The sequence below is a fragment of the Xenorhabdus sp. PB61.4 genome, assembly GCF_963894935.1.
Taxonomy (GTDB): domain Bacteria; phylum Pseudomonadota; class Gammaproteobacteria; order Enterobacterales; family Enterobacteriaceae; genus Xenorhabdus; species Xenorhabdus stockiae.
Genome location: NZ_CAWQJR010000154.1, coordinates 1 through 18,355 on the forward strand (window position 1 = coordinate 1; position 18,355 = coordinate 18,355).

Below are 18,355 nucleotides of genomic sequence, written 5' to 3' on the forward strand. Positions count from 1 at the left end.
ACATTAGGTTATATAATTGATTTATATGAATAAAAATTTAAAATATTGTGTTTGTTACTAAACGCAAAAAAATAAGCATATTTTACAAAATTTATTGCATAGATAACGTGAATATGAAAAGTACTACTGTATAAATATACGGAATTTATAGCATCCTTTTAATCACGATAAAATTTAAATTGAAGGATAACCATCAGCCATTTCATCAATATAATCCCATGAGTTTCGAGTTGTATTACGACAATAAAGGCGCCCATACAACAAAGAATCAACATGGAAAACAGGGGATATAGCAGGATGTTATACTACATTAGGCAGGATTTTATCGATGAAATAGCATGGAGAAATGCTCTCCATGCGGTTGATTAATGTGCAGCCTTAACAACCCAGCGATTGAACAAATAACGCGAGCCATAGGCAGGAAAGACGTTAAACAAAGCAAAGAAGATTTTAATTAAGATCTGCACTACCATCATTCCAATGATCTGATTGGTAGGAAGTTTTCCGTAGAATGCAACAAAACAGAAAACAAAACTATCAAGGATTGATGCTATAAACGTACTAAAAAACACCCTCAGTGCCAGAAACCGAGAATTTGTCATGTCTTTTAACTTACACAAGACATACGAATTAACCAGCTCTGAGACTAAAAATGACAATGAAGAAGCAAAAATCGCCGACAAGATGTGATTCATCAAAGCATTATACTGCTCATTCAACCCCCAGCCCGGAATAGCCGGTAGACCCGTCGATATACTTAATAACGAGACAATAATCAGATTAGAAGCCAGAGACATGTATATGGCTTTTCTTGCCAGCCGGAATCCGTAAAACTCACTGAGCAAGTCAATAACTAAAAATGAGAACGGATAAATGAACGTCCCCGGAGTCACAATAATATCAAAATATTCAATATAGACAGGTTTCGCTGCTGCTATATTACTGAAAGTATAGAAAATTGTTAGCAACAGGGCGAGAAGTGAATAAACACCCCAGGACTTTTCGTTACGCTCCTCAATTTCATAGATTGAGGGGGAATTTGGAAAACTAGAGTATATTTTTCTGTAGAGCGATTTCGTTTCGTGACTATCGAAGTCATCTGCTATTTCACTCTTTTCTAACTCCTTCACATTGATTTTTAAAACTTTTCCTGTTGATAAAATCAATACATTGGCTGTATTATCGTAACTGTTAAATCCCAATAATTTATATTTTTTTCCCATACCCAAACCGCTCTTCCATTATATCTCCAATCACTGCAAAATCGTCTGAATTCTCAACACAAGACTCATTGATATGAAACTTTTTCTGTTTTGGATCGAAACATAATTTAGGATTATCGCTCTGATAATTACCTCTCCTGACTATTAGTAAATCACCAGCATTATATTTACCCGAAAAATCATTCTCAAGTAAAATAGCGACAATATTAGGGCCAGAACCAAAATAATAAGTTAGTGTTCTTCCAACAATAAGTGTGCCAATTTTACTTTCATAAAACTCGGCAGTAACACACTCAGATTGCATAAACAGCGGGACAGCACACGGATTCATATTCCCTTCATAAGAAACAATTGCATCAATGCGCTCTTTTTCTGCAATATCAATCGCTTCGATCTCACTGTAAGAAATACCAAAAAAATTAGATACTTTTTGGATTGTTGAGGAGTGAACACTTTGTACCCGACCATCTAAAATATTGTAGATCGTTGTTCGATTAAGCCCCGTCCGGTCACAAAGTGACACCCGGGTTTCCCCTCTAGAATCAAGTAAATACTGTAAATTTTTTCTCAGGTATTCCATTTTTTGTTTTTTATACATAGCAATGCCCAGAAAAATATGTAACCATCTAATTTATATGACCTTTTAGAATAAACATTTTTTATTAAACTTCGGAAGAGTGAAGAACACTCTTGCTATAAAACTTAAAAAATGATAGCAACTTACTTGCTAACCTTATTATTTAATAATACAACTAAATTGTTTTTTATGGAAAATATTAATTTTTCGAGTTATATTTTGATTAACACCATTAAAAAATAATAATAAAAATACAAAAATAATATTAAATAAAGTGAATATGACTTATGCCAATGCTTTTTATTAAAAGATCGCCCATTCCATCTCAAAATGATGACTTCTATTTAAAGATAGATGAGGAATAACATATAGATATATTGGTTACTATTTACATAATAAAATTTACCACATGTAAACTATATGAGATAAAAATGAGTTCACTCTATAAAAATAATGAACCCTACTTGAAAGGGTTGATCGCTATGATGGAACATCTCAGCGATCCTTGGGGCATTAAGGATTTAGAGTCCCGTCATATCTATATGAATAAAGCAGCCTATCTATACACTAATACACCTGAAAATTTTGACGTAGAGGGTAAACTTGATTGTGAATTTCCGGCTCACTGGTCTGAAGATCAATTTACACAGGATTTAAAAGAGCATGACCGGAGAACCGAAGAATCAAAAGACAGGGTTTCCATCATCGAAACCCATTATTGGTACGGAAAAAATAGCCTCGCCCCTTTTATCAGCGAAAAATTCCCTGTGTACAACGATGAAAAAGAGTGCATTGGCATTGTCTGGAATGCCAAGCCACTCAGTAGTCTTTCCCCTCTGAAATATATTAATCAACATAAACCCAGTGTGTTAACAACAGAGGCTGAAACAGACCTGTTTACCAAGGGAGAACTGGACGTCATCTTTTTGATGTTGCAAAGGCGTTCAAGTAAGGAAATAGCTCAGATTTACAATGTCACTCCTAAGACAATAGAAAATCGCATATATAACATCTATCAGAAAGCGAATGTTCACTCGCATCAGCAATTTGAGGAATTTTGCAGGCATTTACAATTAGATAGCTATATTCCTGAACGTTTAATTGAGAAAGGCGTTCTATTTATCTAAAAATCAGGGAATGATCGATGGTAGTTGTCAAAATTGAACACAGCCCACTAAGCCGAGTACCACAACAACAACGTTTATCTTTGCTAAGCGTGGCTATCGTCCATATGGGCATGTTAACCGCATTGGATCAATTTATGTTAGGTGCTGTCCTCGGCAACGCTATGACACTGACCGATGCATTTATTGCTATTTTTATTGGCAGTCTGATATTTGGCATTGTAACTTTTGGCCTCGGCTTTGCCGGCATGCGTGAAGGCTTATCCGGTAGTTTATTGGCCCGGTGGTGCGGTTTTGGACGAATAGGCTCCGTGTTGATCGGTCTTGTTATTGCCGTCAGTTTATTAGGCTGGTTTGGCATTCAGAATGCTATTTTTGCTAAATCCCTTAACTTCGCTTGCGGGGATAAACTTGGCTTTAGTCTAGCGGCAATCATATCCGGTACTATATTGACGACTCTTGTGGCTTTTGGTTTTAAAGCATTACGATTCACCGCCAGAGTTGCTGTCCCCATGTTTATCCTGTTAGTTGTTTATATTTCCACCATTGTACTGTCCGGTGATTCTGGCCAGAATTGGTATGAAATTATGCAGCTACCTCATTCAGATGAAACTTTATCTATCAGTGCAGGTATCACGATAGTTGTCGGTGGCGCAATTGTTGCCAGTTTGATGACTCCTGATCTGACTCGTTATACCAAATCAGGGCAACATGTTTTTGGGATCACGCTGTTGACGATTCTTGCCGGTGAGTTTGTTATTAATGGTCTGGCTATTTTAATCGCGAAAGCACTAAATACAGCCGATGTTGTCACCATTATGTCCCAGGCCGCGGGCGGGACGGGTTTGTTCGTTGTAGTGTTTTCAACATTAAGAGTGAATGACCTGAATCTGTACTCTTCATCATTGGGAGTTATCAATGCGGTCGAAGGAGTCACCGGGAAAAAACTACATTACCCTCCAACAACAATAGTAATTGGGATATTGGGAACCCTATTTTCTATTTTGGGTATTCTGGATCGATTTGTGGATTTCCTTACTGTACTCGGCGTTGTCTTCCCACCGATTTTGGGAGTCATGCTGGTTGATTACTATATTTTGCGTTCTTATCGAAAGGTATTGGATGAAAGTAGACAAAAAGGACAACTTCCTCCTGAAACACCGGTTATAGGCTGGGCTGCTATTATCGCCAGCCTCGTTGGCAGTATTATTGGGTTAACTGTTGAATGGGGAATACCAGCACTTAATTCATTATTAATAGCAAGTGGAGTTTACTGGTTCACTAAATCTGCTGTTAAACGCTTACCATGATTCTCCCCAGATATTGCTCCCTACTGAGGGAGCAATCTACTTTTCGTCTTTTAATTTATTCTTTAACCATCAAGTATTATCTTTAAGCTCATTGTGCACATAATAAAAAACTCTTAGTTCTTACTGTGCTTTTCAGCGTATCTGTCACTATTAACCCATTGATGATCTGTTTCCCATGTAAACAGCCACTTACGCGTAGGCCCAGCCATTACGTTCAGGTAATAACTATCATATCCGGCAATTGTTGCTACAGGGTGATACCCTCTCGGAACCATCACAACATCTTTGTTATACACTGCCATTGTTTCATCTAATAAGCGATCATCAGTGTAAACACGCTGTAAACAAAAGCCCTGCGGTGGGTTCAGACGATGATAATAAGTCTCCTCCAAATAGGTTTCCTGAGGTTCATTATCAGTGTCATGTTTATGGCTAGGATAAGAGCTGGTACAACCTTCATCAGTATAAACTTCCACTACCAATAAACTATCAGCTGGCTGGTGATCAGGAAGAATGTTATGAACATAACGACGATTATGTCCATTTCCCCGCTGTTCAGCCCCAATATCCTGTGGTGTAATTAAGCGAGTTGGATAATTTCCTTTCCCTTTTGCCTGACAAACCGCCAGTTCAAGATGGGTTTGAGCAATAATCTCTATCGCCTCATGTGGCGCGATATAAACAGCATAAGGTTTTTTACGCTCAAACGGACTCATACGATCACCAATTTGTTCAAATCGCTGTTGAGCAGTGTTCACTGTTGCTTTTCCTGCAACTAAAACCAGACAGGTTTCATTTTCAGAAGCAGCTAATGTTATTGACTCCCCCGTATCCAGCTCGTAAACATCAAAATGAACATATCCCCAGTTTGCGATTTCTGGCGAGATATGTTGTGTCCGCTTGTTTTGATCGGGTTTATGATATTTTGACAGCAGCTTAGACATACAATCTACCTCAAGGTCACTTTTTAATGTCAGTGTTCACATCAGCCCTGCATCTTTAGCAAGCCGATGTAAATTTTTATACCCTAATATGGCGTAAGTCAGCGGATGTGCAACTGCAGGGTCCTGCTCTGCTTCAACAACTAGCCAGCCGTGATAGTCGTTATCTCTCAATACATTGAAAATATCTGAATAATTTACACAGCCATCACCCGGCACAGTAAAAACACCACTTAACACTGCATCCAGAAAACTGGTTTTCCGGTTTTTGACATCTTCCAGTACCTCCGGCCGTATATCTTTGCAATGCACGTGGTTAATTCGTTTACCCCAGCGTTTTGCGACAGTCAGCGGATCATCTCCGGCAAAGGTTAAATGCCCTGTATCCAGCAACAGCCCAACCTCTTCACCCGTGTTTTCCATCAGACGATTAATGTCTTCAGCACTTTCAATCACTGTTCCCATATGATGGTGATAAGCAATCTGAACCCCATGAGACTGAGTATAACGGGCAAACTCTGTTAATTTTTCTCCATACTCCTGCCAGCGCTCCGCCGGAAAAAGGGGGCGTAAATACACAGGCTTAGTCTGGTCACCGTGTATACAGTCTGTCACTTCGGCAAAGACCATCACCGTCGCTCCCAGTTCACGCAGCAGCGTTAAATGTGGCTGAACAGCTGCAATTTCTTCTTCGACACTACGTGTCAACAATTGCCCGGAATACCAGCCAGATACTAATTTCAGATAATGGGAAGCCAGAATAGGCCCTAATATCTGCGATTGGCGGGGGAATTTATTACCCAATTCAAAACCCGCAAACCCTGCTTGACGCCCTTCTGATAAACAGGTTTCCAGCGATGTTTCTGCTCCCAGAGAAGGCAGGTCATCATTAGTCCATGTCAGAGGGTTGATGCCAAGTTGAACAGTCATGACGGTTCTCCTGTATATTGAGGATTCAGTTCTTCTTTTGCATTTTTTTCATCACGCTGACGCCAGTCATTAATCAGATTGTGGTAGTTCTTTTTTACTTGGAGAACGAGTGTCTCATCATCAATTTCGCCAGCCAGCCATTTCTGTGATGCTTTACCGAATAATGTGCGACCAACGGCAAACCCTTTGACAATGGATTTACCTGCTGCCGCATTAAAACCTGCCTTGAGTGTTTTTGCGGGTGCATCCAGCCCCAGAATCACAACTCCGCGACAATCAGGGTCCCGTTGCATAATCAAATCTTCAATTTGATCCCACGTTGTAGATTGCATGGGAGGCAATTTCCACCAGTCAGGCTTGATACCAAGATTGTAGAACCGCTTGAGTGCACGTAGATAAAATTCATCTGAACGAGTCATGCCAGATGGTAAGATCACTTCTAAGAGTAGCTCATGGCCTGACTGGCAACAGGCTGCATAAACTTCCTTCACTATTTCTTCCTGCTCCAGACGCAGAGTGCTGTTATCTTCAGGATGGAAGAACACCAGACATTTCACGATATGTTCCAATGGCCAACTAACCAGCTGGGAACCAATATTTCCATGTTCTAAACAGAGTGGACGGGAGCCGGGTAATTCAATCGGACGCCCTATCCATAACCCCTGCCCGGTCGCAGCATCAAGAACGTCCTGTCCAAAAGTACTGTCACATAATATGCCTGAGTGACCTTTTAGATTAGCTTCTGTACTCACCTCCTGACTGGCTTGGAATAACAATTTTTTCAGAGGTGGAATGAGATCAAGACTGGCATTCACTTCACGTGCCATTTCAACAAATTGAATCCGGTGATCAAACGCCATCACACACAATTCCTGCCACTGCTTATGACGGCTACTCACGCGATGAAGATGATTCAGGTGGATATCTAAATCAGGGCGATAACCTGTTGCTGTTGACGCAAGTTTTTTTGCTCGCACGATATAGTTATCCAGTTCTGTTTTATCCGGCATTGCAGGCGCACAGCCATGTCGTGAAACGACCAAAGCACCACAGGCATTTGCATAAGCACAACTTTGTTCCCAACTTTCGTTATTCAGGTAGCCACGCAATAGACCAGACATAAACGCATCACCCGCCCCCAACACGTTCAGTATTTCTACTTTAACGCCTTGAATAGTGATCCCTTCATCAAGAGTCTCAGGAATATTCCCGGTAAATACAGAGCACCCTAGAGCCCCACGTTTACAGACCAGAGTGGCAGAACTCAGTTTCCTGACGCTGCGTAAGGCATCTAAGGTATTTTTAGAGCCACCAGCGATATGAAATTCTTCTTCTGTACCCACTATCAGATCAAATTGAGAGAGTACTTCCTGTAATTGAGCAGTCACCTGCTTTGAGGCGATATAACGGGTTTCACCGTCACCCAGTGAAGTCAGCCCCCACAAAACAGGGCGATAGTCGATATCAATAACTGTTTTTACCCCATTACGGCGGGCATATTGTAATGCGGTCAGCACGGCAGCTCTGGTTTTCGGGTGAGAAAGATGGGTTCCGGTAATCGCCAAACAACGGGCAGAAGCAATATATTCCTCACTGAAATCATCGCGGGTAATCGCCATATCAGCACAATTGTCACGGTAGAAAACCAGCGGGAAAGTTTCTTTGTCTTTTATACCGAGTAACACCAAAGCCGTAAGACGCTCTTTATCAGTAATTAAATGGCTGGTATCACATCCTACCCTCTCCAGCTCTTCACGTAGAAAACGCCCCATATGCTCATCACCGACTCTGGCCAGCATGGACGATTTTAATCCCTGACGCGCTGTACCATAAGCTACGTTGCCAGAAGAGCCTCCCAGATATTTAGAGAAACTGGTCATGTCCTCCAAACGTGCACCTATCTGCTGACCATATAAATCGACCGCAATACGTCCCATACAGATAACATCAAACTTTTTATGTTGCTCCATCGCTCCACCTCTTACCCAATGTGCGTTTTGCTAACTTATGTTGCTAACCCATGTATGTTGCTAACTGCGAGATTTAATTAATTTCAGTGACGTTAACCCAGCGTTTTTGTTCATGAGAGCAGACAATCGCATCCAGAATGCGAGAGACTTTCCAGCCTTCAGTAAAATCAGGCCAGATATCCTGATCCAACGCGATACCATCAACTAAATCTTTCACTTCCACTGTTTTCTGGTCATTGAAGCCAATACCATGCCCGGTGCCGTGACAGAAAGGGGCATAATCCGGATGTTCCGGCCCGACCAAAATAGTTTTAAAACCCTGACGATTGGCCGGTTCATCGTGCCGGTAGAGTTTCAGCTCCGCCATTCGTTCCTGAGTAAAACTTAGAGTACCTTTAGTCCCTGTGACGACATAAGTCAGCCCCATTTTTCGTCCACAGGCTATGCGGGAAGTTTCAATCACACCTATAGCTCCGCTATCAAAACGTACCATTGCATGAGCCTGATCTTCGTTTTCAACGGGGATCAATACAGAAGAACCTGATATTTCAGGGCGTACTTTCACAATTGTTTTCATATCACCACAAACAGTTGTGATATCTCCCACCAGATACTGCGCCATATTAATAATATGCGCGCCAAGATCGCCCAATGCACCCAAACCGGCCTCATTCTTAAAGCAGTGCCAATGAATCGGACTCAGGGGATCAGCCATATAATCTTCATTATGTGTGCCGTAAAAATGCACAACTTCGCCAATCTCACCACTCGATATAATCTCTTTAGCCAGCTGAGCAGTCGGGTTTTTCATATAATTAAACCCCACCAGCGTCTTCACTCCGGCGATAGTGGCTGCTGCTGCCATCTGTTTTGCATCATGTGAATTCAGGGCCAGTGGTTTTTCGCAATAAATATGTTTACCGTGCTTAATGGCTTCTAATGCCATTTCTTTGTGCAAATAATTTGGCGTACATATATCAACTACATCAATATCAGGATCAGCAACCAGTTCTCGCCAATCGCCCGTTGAGCGTAGAAAACCGAGTTCTTTTGCTTGAGTCTGAGCAAGCTCCGGTGTGATCCCAGCAATCATTGCACGTACTAATTTCCCTTTTAATGGAAATACCGTCGGTGCTTGCGCATAGGCTATAGCATGGGCTCGCCCGATATATCCCGCACCAATCAGGCCAATCCGAATTTCTTTCATATTATTTGGATTCCCCATCACTCAGATTTTTTAGGCGTTTTCACGATGAATGGAGCGCTTAGACAACACCTTACTGATTTGATAAGCGACATATCCCAGAATTCCGGCTGCAAACAGATAATAAAGTGTCATTACATAATTCGGCACATTCTGAGCCAGAAAAACGTACATTGAGACAGCAGCCAGTGTAATTAGCCATCCCATAGGTTTCACCATTGACCACGGGGTAATATCTACCTGTTTTGTATACACTTCTTCATAACTTTCAGCAGGGAAGAAATAACCGACTGTCAGCATAAAAATGACATTCAGCACAAATAAGATGCCGACCAGATGGAAGAAATGGATATCAATATGCAGGATAAAGTTACAAACAATATATGCTGACATACCAAACAGCAGCCCCAGTTTTGCCGCAATCGGAGGAACCCGTTTTGTCATCAGTCCGACCAGCACAACACTGAGAATAGGAGCATTAAAAATCCCCTGTAATTGCTGGATCAGGTAAAACAAACCATCGGGTGCATTTGCAACGAGCGGAGCGATCAGCATGGTTACCAACGCCAGAGCAATACCTAGATATTTTCCGACAGCTACACTTCGAGCTTCACTGGCATTCGGGTTAATTCTCTGTTTGTAAATATTGACAGTAAATAAAGTAACGGAGGAGTTCAGACCACCACTGAATGTAGAGAATACAGCCCCAACAACCACCGCAGCAAAAAAGCCAACCAGAATTTTAGGCAAAACTAATTGTACTAATGCGGGGTAAGCATTATCCGGGTTATCTATTTGCCCATTAAAAATATGGAATGCAATAACACCCGGTAAAATAATGATGGAAGGAATAAGCAATTTTAATACAGCGCATAACATGACCCCTTTTTGCCCTTCCGCCAGATTCTTCGCACCCAATGATTTTTGTACAATGGATTGGTTGGTGCACCAGAAGAACATATTGGAAATAATTAATCCGGTAAACAGGGTTGAAAATGGAACAAGTGAGTCTTCACTACCAATAGAGTTAAATTTATCAGGGTGCGCCTGATAAACATCAGTTAGCCCTTGCCAGGCACTGCCATCCCCGACATACAGTAAGGCGAAAATCGTAACGATGCCTCCGCCGATAATTAACCCAATGCCATTGATGGTATCAGCTACAGCAATCGCTTTAATCCCGCCAAAAATAGCGTAAATTGCCCCCAGCCCGCCGACACCCCAAACCATAATCCATAACGCGGTGGTTTTATCGACATTGAATACCTGAGAAACCTGAAATAAACTTTCCAGCGCAATAGCTCCGGTATATAACACGATAGGCAATAACGAAATAACATACATAGCCAGAAATAAAACAGAGGTAATCAGCAAAGTATTTTTGTCAAATCGCCGTTCTAAATATTCTGGAATTGTTGATATCCCCAATTTTAAATATTTGGGCAGGAAGTAAATGGCAAACAGTACAATAGTTAAGGCGGCTATAACTTCCCATGCCATAACAATAAATCCCGTTCTGAATGCCAGCCCATTTAAACCGACCAGATGTTCTGTAGACAAATTCATTAATAACATGGAGCTGCCGATATAAACTCCGGTCAGAGAACGCCCACCTAGAAAATAACCTTCAGTGGAATCAATTAAATGTTTATTCCTTGTTTTATAATAAGCAATCCCTGCCACCAGCAGGGTAAAACCAATAAAAGAAAGAAAAGCTGACATGTAATGCTCCCCTGTTTTTCTATGATCTATAATTTGATTTCTTTACCGGACAACAGGGATTCCAGCGCCTTATCAGCAAGATATAATGCCTGTTCACCATCAAAACCGGTTGTTTCTGGAATAGCTCTGCCAGCCATAACATCGACAAAATGATTCCATTCCGCGATATATGCCTCACGATAACGTTGCAGGAAAAAATGTTCGGGTTTAGCAGAAAGACACCCGTTGTCTCCCCATAATTCCACACTGTTTTCCTTAATATTACCGGCTGTCAGTAAACCTTTTTCACCATGCAGTTCAAGACGCTGGTCATAGCCATACCCCGAACGGCGGCTATTAGCGATGCTCACCATAGCGCCGGAAGGAAATTTCATCACAATAAACGCAGTATCAATATCGCCCGCTGAGCCAATGGCAGGATCAACCAGATTACTGCCTTGTGCATAAATAGCACACGGCTCTTCTCCGATAATAAAACGTGCCATGTCAAAATCATGAATCGTCATATCCCGAAACATACCACCGGAAAACCGGATATATTCAGCGGGTGGCGGAGCAGGATCACGGGATGTGATCATCAGGGATTCTGCTTTACCGATTTTTCCTGCATGAAACAGATTTTTCATCTGACGGAACTGAGGGTCATAGCGGCGATTAAAGCCGACAAACAGAGGAACCTGACTCTCTTTTACCACAGCAAGACACTGCCGCACCCGTTCAAGCTCAAGGTGAACCGGCTTCTCACAGAAAATCATTTTATTATTGCGGGCAGCCTGTTCGATTAAATCAGCATGTGTATCTGTTGCTGAGGCAATAAGTACGCCATGAACCTCCGGATCAGACATGGCTTCTTCAGTTGTTTGTATTTTGACCTGATATTTCTGTGCCAGTGTTTCAGCATTTACCTGATAAGGATCAACGACAGAGTAGAGGCAGGTTTCTTTATGACTGGCAATGCTAACCGCATGCACCAGACCAATTCTGCCAGCACCAAATAATGCAATATTAAACATGAATGCTCCTTGATACCTCTGTATCCCCGTCGTCTTTCAGATTGCTGCGTTATGGGCCATTTTCTGAAATCCATCGGGTATATCTGCTTTGGGTTTGAATAAAAATATATCAATCAAAATATTTATTTCAATTTAACAGACATTGGAAATTTTATTTTTTAGAGGCGGTTAGCATTTTGAGATGAAAATGATGTAATTAGTGTTATATCTATCACGAAACATAAGCTATCAGGTCTGAGTAAATTAATAAAAAATCATTAAAATCATATAATAATAACAATGAAGCACTCAACTACAGCAAAGTTGAACGCATTGAGATCACAACTGTGGTGAAGAAATAACGAAGGAGTTTGGTATGAAATAAATATTCCATACCTTGTATAAACAGAGCAATTTCACGGCCAGATGAAAGGCATGAAACAATATATAAGAATATTAGTACTGCCGAGTATATTTCTCCACATACCGCCTGATGTTTTCAGCCGCAGTGGTAACCGCCGGGTTATCTGCAACCTGCGCTGTTCCTGTTCTCCACCATGATTCATAATCGTGGGTCATGGTTTTCGGCAACACTTTAATATCAATCAGAGTGGCACATGGTTGTTTACGGGCATCCTGCAAAGCAGTAATCAATTGTTGTTCGTTATGCACCCGATAACTTTTGCAGCCGTAACTTTCTGCATTTTTGGCAAAATCTACCGGAACCAGTGCGCCATCCAGCCGCCCGCTTTGTTGATTACGATACCGATTTTCTGTCACAAAACTGCCCATGCCCTGACTCATCTGTAAGTTATTGATGCAGCCAAACCCCGCATTATCAAATAACAGCACAGTAATTTTGATGTTTTCCTGAATCGCCGTTTGTAGCTCACTGTGTAACATCATATAAGACCCATCCCCCACCATTGCGTAAACTGGCTGGTTAGGGCAGGCAATTTTTGCCCCCAGTGCTGCGGCAATTTCATATCCCATACAGGAATAACCATATTCAAGGTGATAGGTATCCGGCTCTTTGGGTTGCCACAGGCGTTGCAAATCCCCCGGCAAAGAACCGGCTGCACCAACAATAATGGCGTTATCTTCCAGATACTGATCCATCAGCCCAAGTACGCGCGTCTGCGCCAGATTAGTCTGCAATGCGTCACTGTATTCATTTAATTTCTCATCCAGATGACCTGCAATTTCTGGCCTGTCTCCGGCCTGATACTGGATAGAAAACAGCCGTGACAGTTCTTCCTGCCAGACTGATTTAGCCTTAACAACCTCCTGTTGCCAACCGGAATGCCATCCCGTTTTTGCTAATGCCTGAGTCATCGCAGATAACCCTTCTCTTGCATCAGCAATCACTGCGACAGCATCCAGTTTGTAGGCATCAAACTCTGCCACGTTAATGATAAGAAATTCGGCTTGCGGATTTTGGAACAAGGATTTGGATGCTGTCGTAAAATCAGTAAAGCGCGTGCCGATACCAATAATTAAATCTGTCTCTTTAGCCAGTAAATTAGCCGCCAGCCCCCCCGTTGTACCGATTCCACCGCAATTCAACGGATGTGCCGCAACAATGGCGCTTTTTCCTGCCTGTGTTTCTGCAAATGGGATATTAAAAGTTTCTGCAAACTGACGGAAAGCTTCATGTGCGCCGGAATAACGTACTCCTCCTCCACAAATCAGTAATGGCTTTTTCTTACGCTGTATCAGCTCTACGGCATTCTGAATACGGGATAAGGAGGCAGGCCGGCGTTCAAGATGATGTACCCGTTTCTGGAAGAAGTAATCAGGGTAATCCCAGACTTCTCCCTGTACATCCTGCGGCAAACAGACAGTCACTGCCCCGGTATCCGCCGGATCAGTCAATACCCGCATGGCCTGAATCATCGCTGCCATTAATTGTTCAGGTCTGGATATGCGATCCCAGTAGCGAGAAACAGGCCGGAAACAATCGTTAGTACTGATAGTACCATCCCAATACTGTTCAACCTGCTGTAAAACCGGATCCGGCTGGCGGCATGCAAAAGTATCTCCCGGTAATAACAGGAGTGGGATCCGGTTAGCCGTCGCTGTAGCTGCGGCTGTAACCATATTGGCAGCGCCCGGCCCGACAGAGGAAGTGACGGCAAAAATCTGTTGCCGTTTTTTCTGCCGGGAAAAGCCGGTGGCTATATGTGCCATTCCCTGTTCATTACACCCCTGATAGATTCGAAGATGCCCCGGCTCCTGTTCCAGCGCTTGCCCCAACCCCACAACATTGCCGTGACCAAATATAGTGAAAACACCACAGACAAAGGGTAATTCCTCTCCATCAACGTTGATATACTGCTGATTGAGAAACCTGACCAAAGCCTGAGCCATAGTCATTTTTTGAGTGTGTCTTGTCTGAGAAGATGTTGCCGATGCTTTCATGGAACTGATATTTACAGAGCCAGTATTTATGGGCTTGGTATTCATAAGATTACTCCATCGTTGGCATGACAAAACTGCTGCTATGGTGTTCCAGACGAACGCTGGCAGGCCAACGGCTCGTGACTGTTTTCATGCGAGTATAAAAACGTACACCATCATTGCCATGTACATTCAGAGGACCAAAGATAGAACGTTTCCAGCCCCCAAAACTATGGAATGCCATAGGGACAGGAATAGGGATATTGATGCCAACCATACCAGCCTGTACATCTTCACTGAATTGACGGGCAGTTTCACCATCACAGGTAAAAATAGCAGCGCCATTACCGTACTCATGGTGGTTAATCAATTTCAGTGCCGTGTGATAATCAGGTACGCGCACAATGGACAGTACAGGCCCAAAGATCTCTTCTTTATAAATTTTCATCTCTGGGGTGACATAATCAAACAAAGTTGGCCCCACGAAATAACCCTTCTCATGGCCTGTGACCTGATATCCTCGCCCATCCACCAGCAGCTTTGCTCCCTGCTCTACGCCACTGTTAATGTAATCACAGATTTTTGACCGGTGTTGTTCAGAAATGACCGGTCCCATATCGTTTTCCCGCCCCTCGCTGATCCCAGCACCCACAACCATTCTGTCAATTTGCTGCCGAAGTTTTGTTACCAGCTCATCCGCTATTTCATCCCCTACGGCCAGAACAACAGACAGTGCCATACAGCGTTCTCCTGCGGCACCAAAGGCGGCCCCTATAATGGCATTTGCCGCCATATCCAAATCAGCATCCGGCATAAGAATGCTGTGGTTCTTAGCGCCACCCAGCGCCTGACAACGCTTACCATGTGATGATGCCGTTGCATAAACATACTCGGCAACCGGTGTTGAACCCACAAAACTGACAGCTTGAACATGCGGATCAGTCAGCAAGACATCAACGGCTTCCTTATCCCCTTGTACGACGTTGAATACACCATCCGGCAATCCCGCCTGCTGTAACAATTTAGCCAGTTCAATAGAGAGAGAAGGATCTTTTTCGGAGGGTTTCAGAACAAACGTGTTGCCTGTTGCTAACGCAATCGGGAACATCCACATTGCAACCATAGCAGGAAAATTAAATGGGGTGATCCCTGCGCATACGCCCAGTGGCTGCATCAGGGAATGGCTATCCACTCCTGCCCCTACATTGGCTGAGTGCTCGCCTTTTTGTAAGTGAGGAATGCCACAGGCGAACTCAACCACTTCAAGGCCACGGGTCAGTTCTCCCACAGCATCAGAATATATTTTCCCATGTTCTTCAGAAATCAGGCGAGCCAGATGTGCCTGATTTTCCTCAAGGAGTGACTTAAATTTGAACATGATCCGGGCTCTTTTCAATGGCGAGGTTTTAGACCACTCCTCAAAAGCCTGATGGGCAGATTCGATAGCAGATTTTGTTTCATGGGCTGTGCTCAATGCAACCTGCCGAATGGATTCCCCCGTTGCAGGGTTAAAAACAGGTAAGGTTCGTACACTTTGACTACTGATAAATTTCCCGCCAATAAAATTTTTAATCTGTTCCATTTTGAGCCTCTCTCAATACAATTATATACACTTCGTCTTTCAAGTTTCCTCTTTGTTGGCTGCGCTCGCTCACCCCAGTCACATAGCTATCTATGCTCCTGGAGATGAACTCCCTTGCCGCCGCGATGCATCTTGAAATCCATTGTGTATAGGCCTAACCACATACAGGCTGAACCACGTAAGATGAGTTGAATCATTATGAATTGAATCACGATGCTAAAGATATATGAAATATCCATTTCATTTTCAATCTGAATTGAAATACTATTTTATTAATGTGATCAACACGCTATTTTTGTGCAATTACAATTTATTAGGGAGACATTTATGTCTGCTGCATCGAATCTGCCCGAACTACAGGAACAAATTCACTCTCGTTATGACGAGTTAAGTAAGCGGTTACAACAAGTGGCAAGGTATGTTCTGGATAATACCAATAGCGTGGCATTTGATACGGTTGCGGTTATTGCAAAAGAAGCTGATGTTCCACCTTCTACTCTTATCCGCTTTGCCAATGCCTTTGACTTCAACGGATTCAATGAGATGAAACAATTATTCCGCATGAATCTGGTAGAAGAAACCGCCAGTTATACCGACCGTGCCCGCCTGTTCAGGGCACTGAATAGTGATAACCAGCAAGTGGAAGACCCGCAACATATTTTGCAGGAGTTTGCCCATTCCAATGCACAGGCTATGCAGCAACTTGCCGCCCGCACTCCGGCAGAAGACTTAAATAAGGCAGTAGATTTACTGGCAAGCGCTCAAAATATCTACATTATCGGGCTGCGCCGCTCGTTCAGTGTCGCATCATACTTAACCTATGCCCTGAGCCATCTGGAATGTCGCCCTTTGCTGGTAGATGGTCTGGGAGGTATGTTCCGCGAACAAATGAATATGATTGGGGCAAATGATGTAGTTGTTTCCATCAGCTTTACCCCCTATGCCGAAGAAACCGTGATGGTCAGTGAAAGAGCTGCACAGGCTGGAGCAAAACAGATTGTGATTACTGACAGCCAAATCAGCCCATTAGCGAGTTTTAACGATGTTTGTTTTGTGGTGAAGGAAGCAAAAGTTGATGCATTCCGCTCCCAGTCTGCCACGTTATGTCTGGTGCAATCACTGGCTGTTGCTTTGGCTTACCGGCAGGAAAATGCCGGATAATCATCCTATACCCTATGGATTTCGAGTTGCATCGCGGCGGCAAGGGAGTTCATCCCCGGGAACATAGATAGCCGTATGTTTATAAAAACGGTGACCGGGGTGAATGAGCGCAGCCAACAAAGAGGCAACTTGAAAGACGACGGGGATATTAATTTCAGGTTGTTGGCTGACGGGTTGCAGCCTGAAATATATTGCTTAATGAAACAGAGAATAACCCCTCATCAAAAATTAATTATTTCCGTCAGCCTATAAACTGTGATTATTTTTTCATTCAAATAATCACCAATCACACTCTATTCATTCTTTGAGTCAATAATCAATATTTATTATGGGTTATTTCATCCAGAGGTGTTTTAACATAAACATATTTTATGAAAATACGGCATTATAAATAAAATCTATAATACGATCAGGCGGCCAAATTTTTCTTAAATCAAAGAAAACACCGCAATAAACTGTTCAAAAAAATAACAGCCAGTTTATTCCGGTGCTCTTTCTCTTATTATGGAGAGATTTGATTAATTAATATATTAATACAAATATGTGTTTACTATTCTTCGTTTTCATCTATATCGGTTTGGGAATGATTGCCGATAGAAATAAGATCATCCAACAATTCTAACAACTGAGCTAATTTTTCTGGGGAAAAAGCAGCTTCAATTGCTTTATAGCCTTCATCGACTTCTCCTTTTGCCTGTTCATACAGCTCCTGACCTGCCGGAGTCAGAGAAACGTACAGCTTCCGCTGGTCATTCATTGGTTTTAAGCGAAAGATAAGACCGTCACGCTCCATGCGGGTCAGAATGCCCGTCAAACTTGGGCGTAAGATACAGGTAAGGTTAGCCAAATCATGAAAATCAATCGAGCGACTGCTTGCGAGTACGCGAACAATACGCCATTGCTGTTCAGTCAAATTATAACTCTTCAATATCGGGCGGAAAAAACCCATCGAGGTTTCCCGAGCTTGAAGCAATGCTAATGTCAGGGATTCATGCATAAGTAAAGGTGACTCTTAAGTTAACCACGGGCAATTCTCTATAAGTTGAACGCATGCGCTACCGATTATAGACAACATTAAAGTCGAAAAGACTAACATGCTCATAACTATCCACAAAGGAAAAAGAATTCAATATTAACAAATAAATAAAATTATTTTGCCATAAAAAGTTAACAGAAAGTTAAACACAATACCAAATGACCCTATCAGATAATATAACGG

14 protein-coding genes are annotated in these 18,355 nt (G+C 42.5%); 3 read left to right on the top strand and 11 right to left on the bottom strand.

Features of this window, described 5'->3' with window-relative positions:
• Positions 1-365: 365 nt before the first annotated feature.
• A complete protein-coding gene (locus AACX68_RS09835; protein ID WP_228858986.1) occupies positions 366-1,223 on the bottom strand; it encodes a queuosine precursor transporter in 858 nt (285 codons plus the stop codon).
• Positions 1,207-1,821 (bottom strand): helix-turn-helix domain-containing protein, encoded by a 615-nt coding sequence (locus tag AACX68_RS09840; protein ID WP_228858987.1) that lies wholly within the window; start codon positions 1,819-1,821, stop codon positions 1,207-1,209. The genes AACX68_RS09835 and AACX68_RS09840 overlap by 17 nt, the downstream gene beginning before the upstream one ends.
• Before the next feature lie 410 nt (positions 1,822-2,231).
• Between AACX68_RS09840 and AACX68_RS09845 the strand changes: the two genes are divergently transcribed.
• The gene (locus tag AACX68_RS09845) at positions 2,232-2,927 is read left to right on the top strand and encodes a helix-turn-helix transcriptional regulator (RefSeq protein ID WP_228858988.1); all 696 of its coding nucleotides are present in this window, start codon (positions 2,232-2,234) and stop codon (positions 2,925-2,927) included.
• A 17-nt stretch (positions 2,928-2,944) separates the two neighbouring features.
• Complete coding sequence (locus tag AACX68_RS09850) at positions 2,945-4,234, top strand: cytosine permease (RefSeq protein WP_228858989.1); 1,290 nt, start codon at positions 2,945-2,947, stop codon at positions 4,232-4,234.
• A 113-nt stretch (positions 4,235-4,347) separates the two neighbouring features.
• Here the strand turns inward: AACX68_RS09850 and iolB are convergent, their stop codons facing one another.
• The 8 genes from iolB to AACX68_RS09890 form a co-directional block, all read right to left on the bottom strand.
• The gene (gene iolB, locus AACX68_RS09855; protein ID WP_228858990.1) at positions 4,348-5,178 is read right to left on the bottom strand and encodes a 5-deoxy-glucuronate isomerase; all 831 of its coding nucleotides are present in this window, start codon (positions 5,176-5,178) and stop codon (positions 4,348-4,350) included.
• Positions 5,179-5,214: 36 nt separating this feature from the next.
• Positions 5,215-6,105, bottom strand: coding sequence for a myo-inosose-2 dehydratase (gene iolE, locus AACX68_RS09860; RefSeq protein ID WP_228858991.1), 891 nt, complete (start codon positions 6,103-6,105; stop codon positions 5,215-5,217).
• Complete coding sequence (locus AACX68_RS09865) at positions 6,102-8,075, bottom strand: bifunctional 5-dehydro-2-deoxygluconokinase/5-dehydro-2-deoxyphosphogluconate aldolase (protein ID WP_228858992.1); 1,974 nt, start codon at positions 8,073-8,075, stop codon at positions 6,102-6,104. Before AACX68_RS09865 ends, iolE begins: the two co-directional genes overlap by 4 nt.
• Positions 8,076-8,148: 73 nt before the next feature.
• Positions 8,149-9,282: a Gfo/Idh/MocA family protein gene (locus tag AACX68_RS09870; protein WP_228858993.1), complete on the bottom strand. Its 1,134-nt coding sequence runs from the start codon at positions 9,280-9,282 to the stop codon at positions 8,149-8,151.
• 30 nt (positions 9,283-9,312) lie between these two features.
• Complete coding sequence (locus AACX68_RS09875) at positions 9,313-11,001, bottom strand: solute:sodium symporter family transporter (RefSeq protein ID WP_228858994.1); 1,689 nt, start codon at positions 10,999-11,001, stop codon at positions 9,313-9,315.
• Between the two features lie 26 nt (positions 11,002-11,027).
• Positions 11,028-12,014, bottom strand: coding sequence for an inositol 2-dehydrogenase (gene iolG, locus AACX68_RS09880; protein WP_228858995.1), 987 nt, complete (start codon positions 12,012-12,014; stop codon positions 11,028-11,030).
• Between the two features lie 435 nt (positions 12,015-12,449).
• Positions 12,450-14,414 carry a 3D-(3,5/4)-trihydroxycyclohexane-1,2-dione acylhydrolase (decyclizing) gene (gene iolD, locus AACX68_RS09885; protein WP_228859015.1) on the bottom strand — a complete coding sequence of 655 codons (1,965 nt, stop codon included), beginning with the start codon at positions 14,412-14,414 and terminating at the stop codon, positions 12,450-12,452.
• A gap of 49 nt (positions 14,415-14,463) precedes the next feature.
• On the bottom strand, positions 14,464-15,975 hold the full coding sequence (locus AACX68_RS09890) for a CoA-acylating methylmalonate-semialdehyde dehydrogenase (protein WP_228858996.1): 1,512 nt from the start codon (positions 15,973-15,975) through the stop codon (positions 14,464-14,466).
• Between the two features lie 327 nt (positions 15,976-16,302).
• Between AACX68_RS09890 and AACX68_RS09895 the strand changes: the two genes are divergently transcribed.
• Positions 16,303-17,136: a MurR/RpiR family transcriptional regulator gene (locus AACX68_RS09895; RefSeq protein WP_228858997.1), complete on the top strand. Its 834-nt coding sequence runs from the start codon at positions 16,303-16,305 to the stop codon at positions 17,134-17,136.
• A 550-nt stretch (positions 17,137-17,686) separates the two neighbouring features.
• Here the strand turns inward: AACX68_RS09895 and hpaR are convergent.
• The gene (gene hpaR / locus AACX68_RS09900; RefSeq protein ID WP_099121413.1) at positions 17,687-18,133 is read right to left on the bottom strand and encodes a homoprotocatechuate degradation operon regulator HpaR; all 447 of its coding nucleotides are present in this window, start codon (positions 18,131-18,133) and stop codon (positions 17,687-17,689) included.
• Between the last annotated feature and the right edge of the window lie 222 nt (positions 18,134-18,355).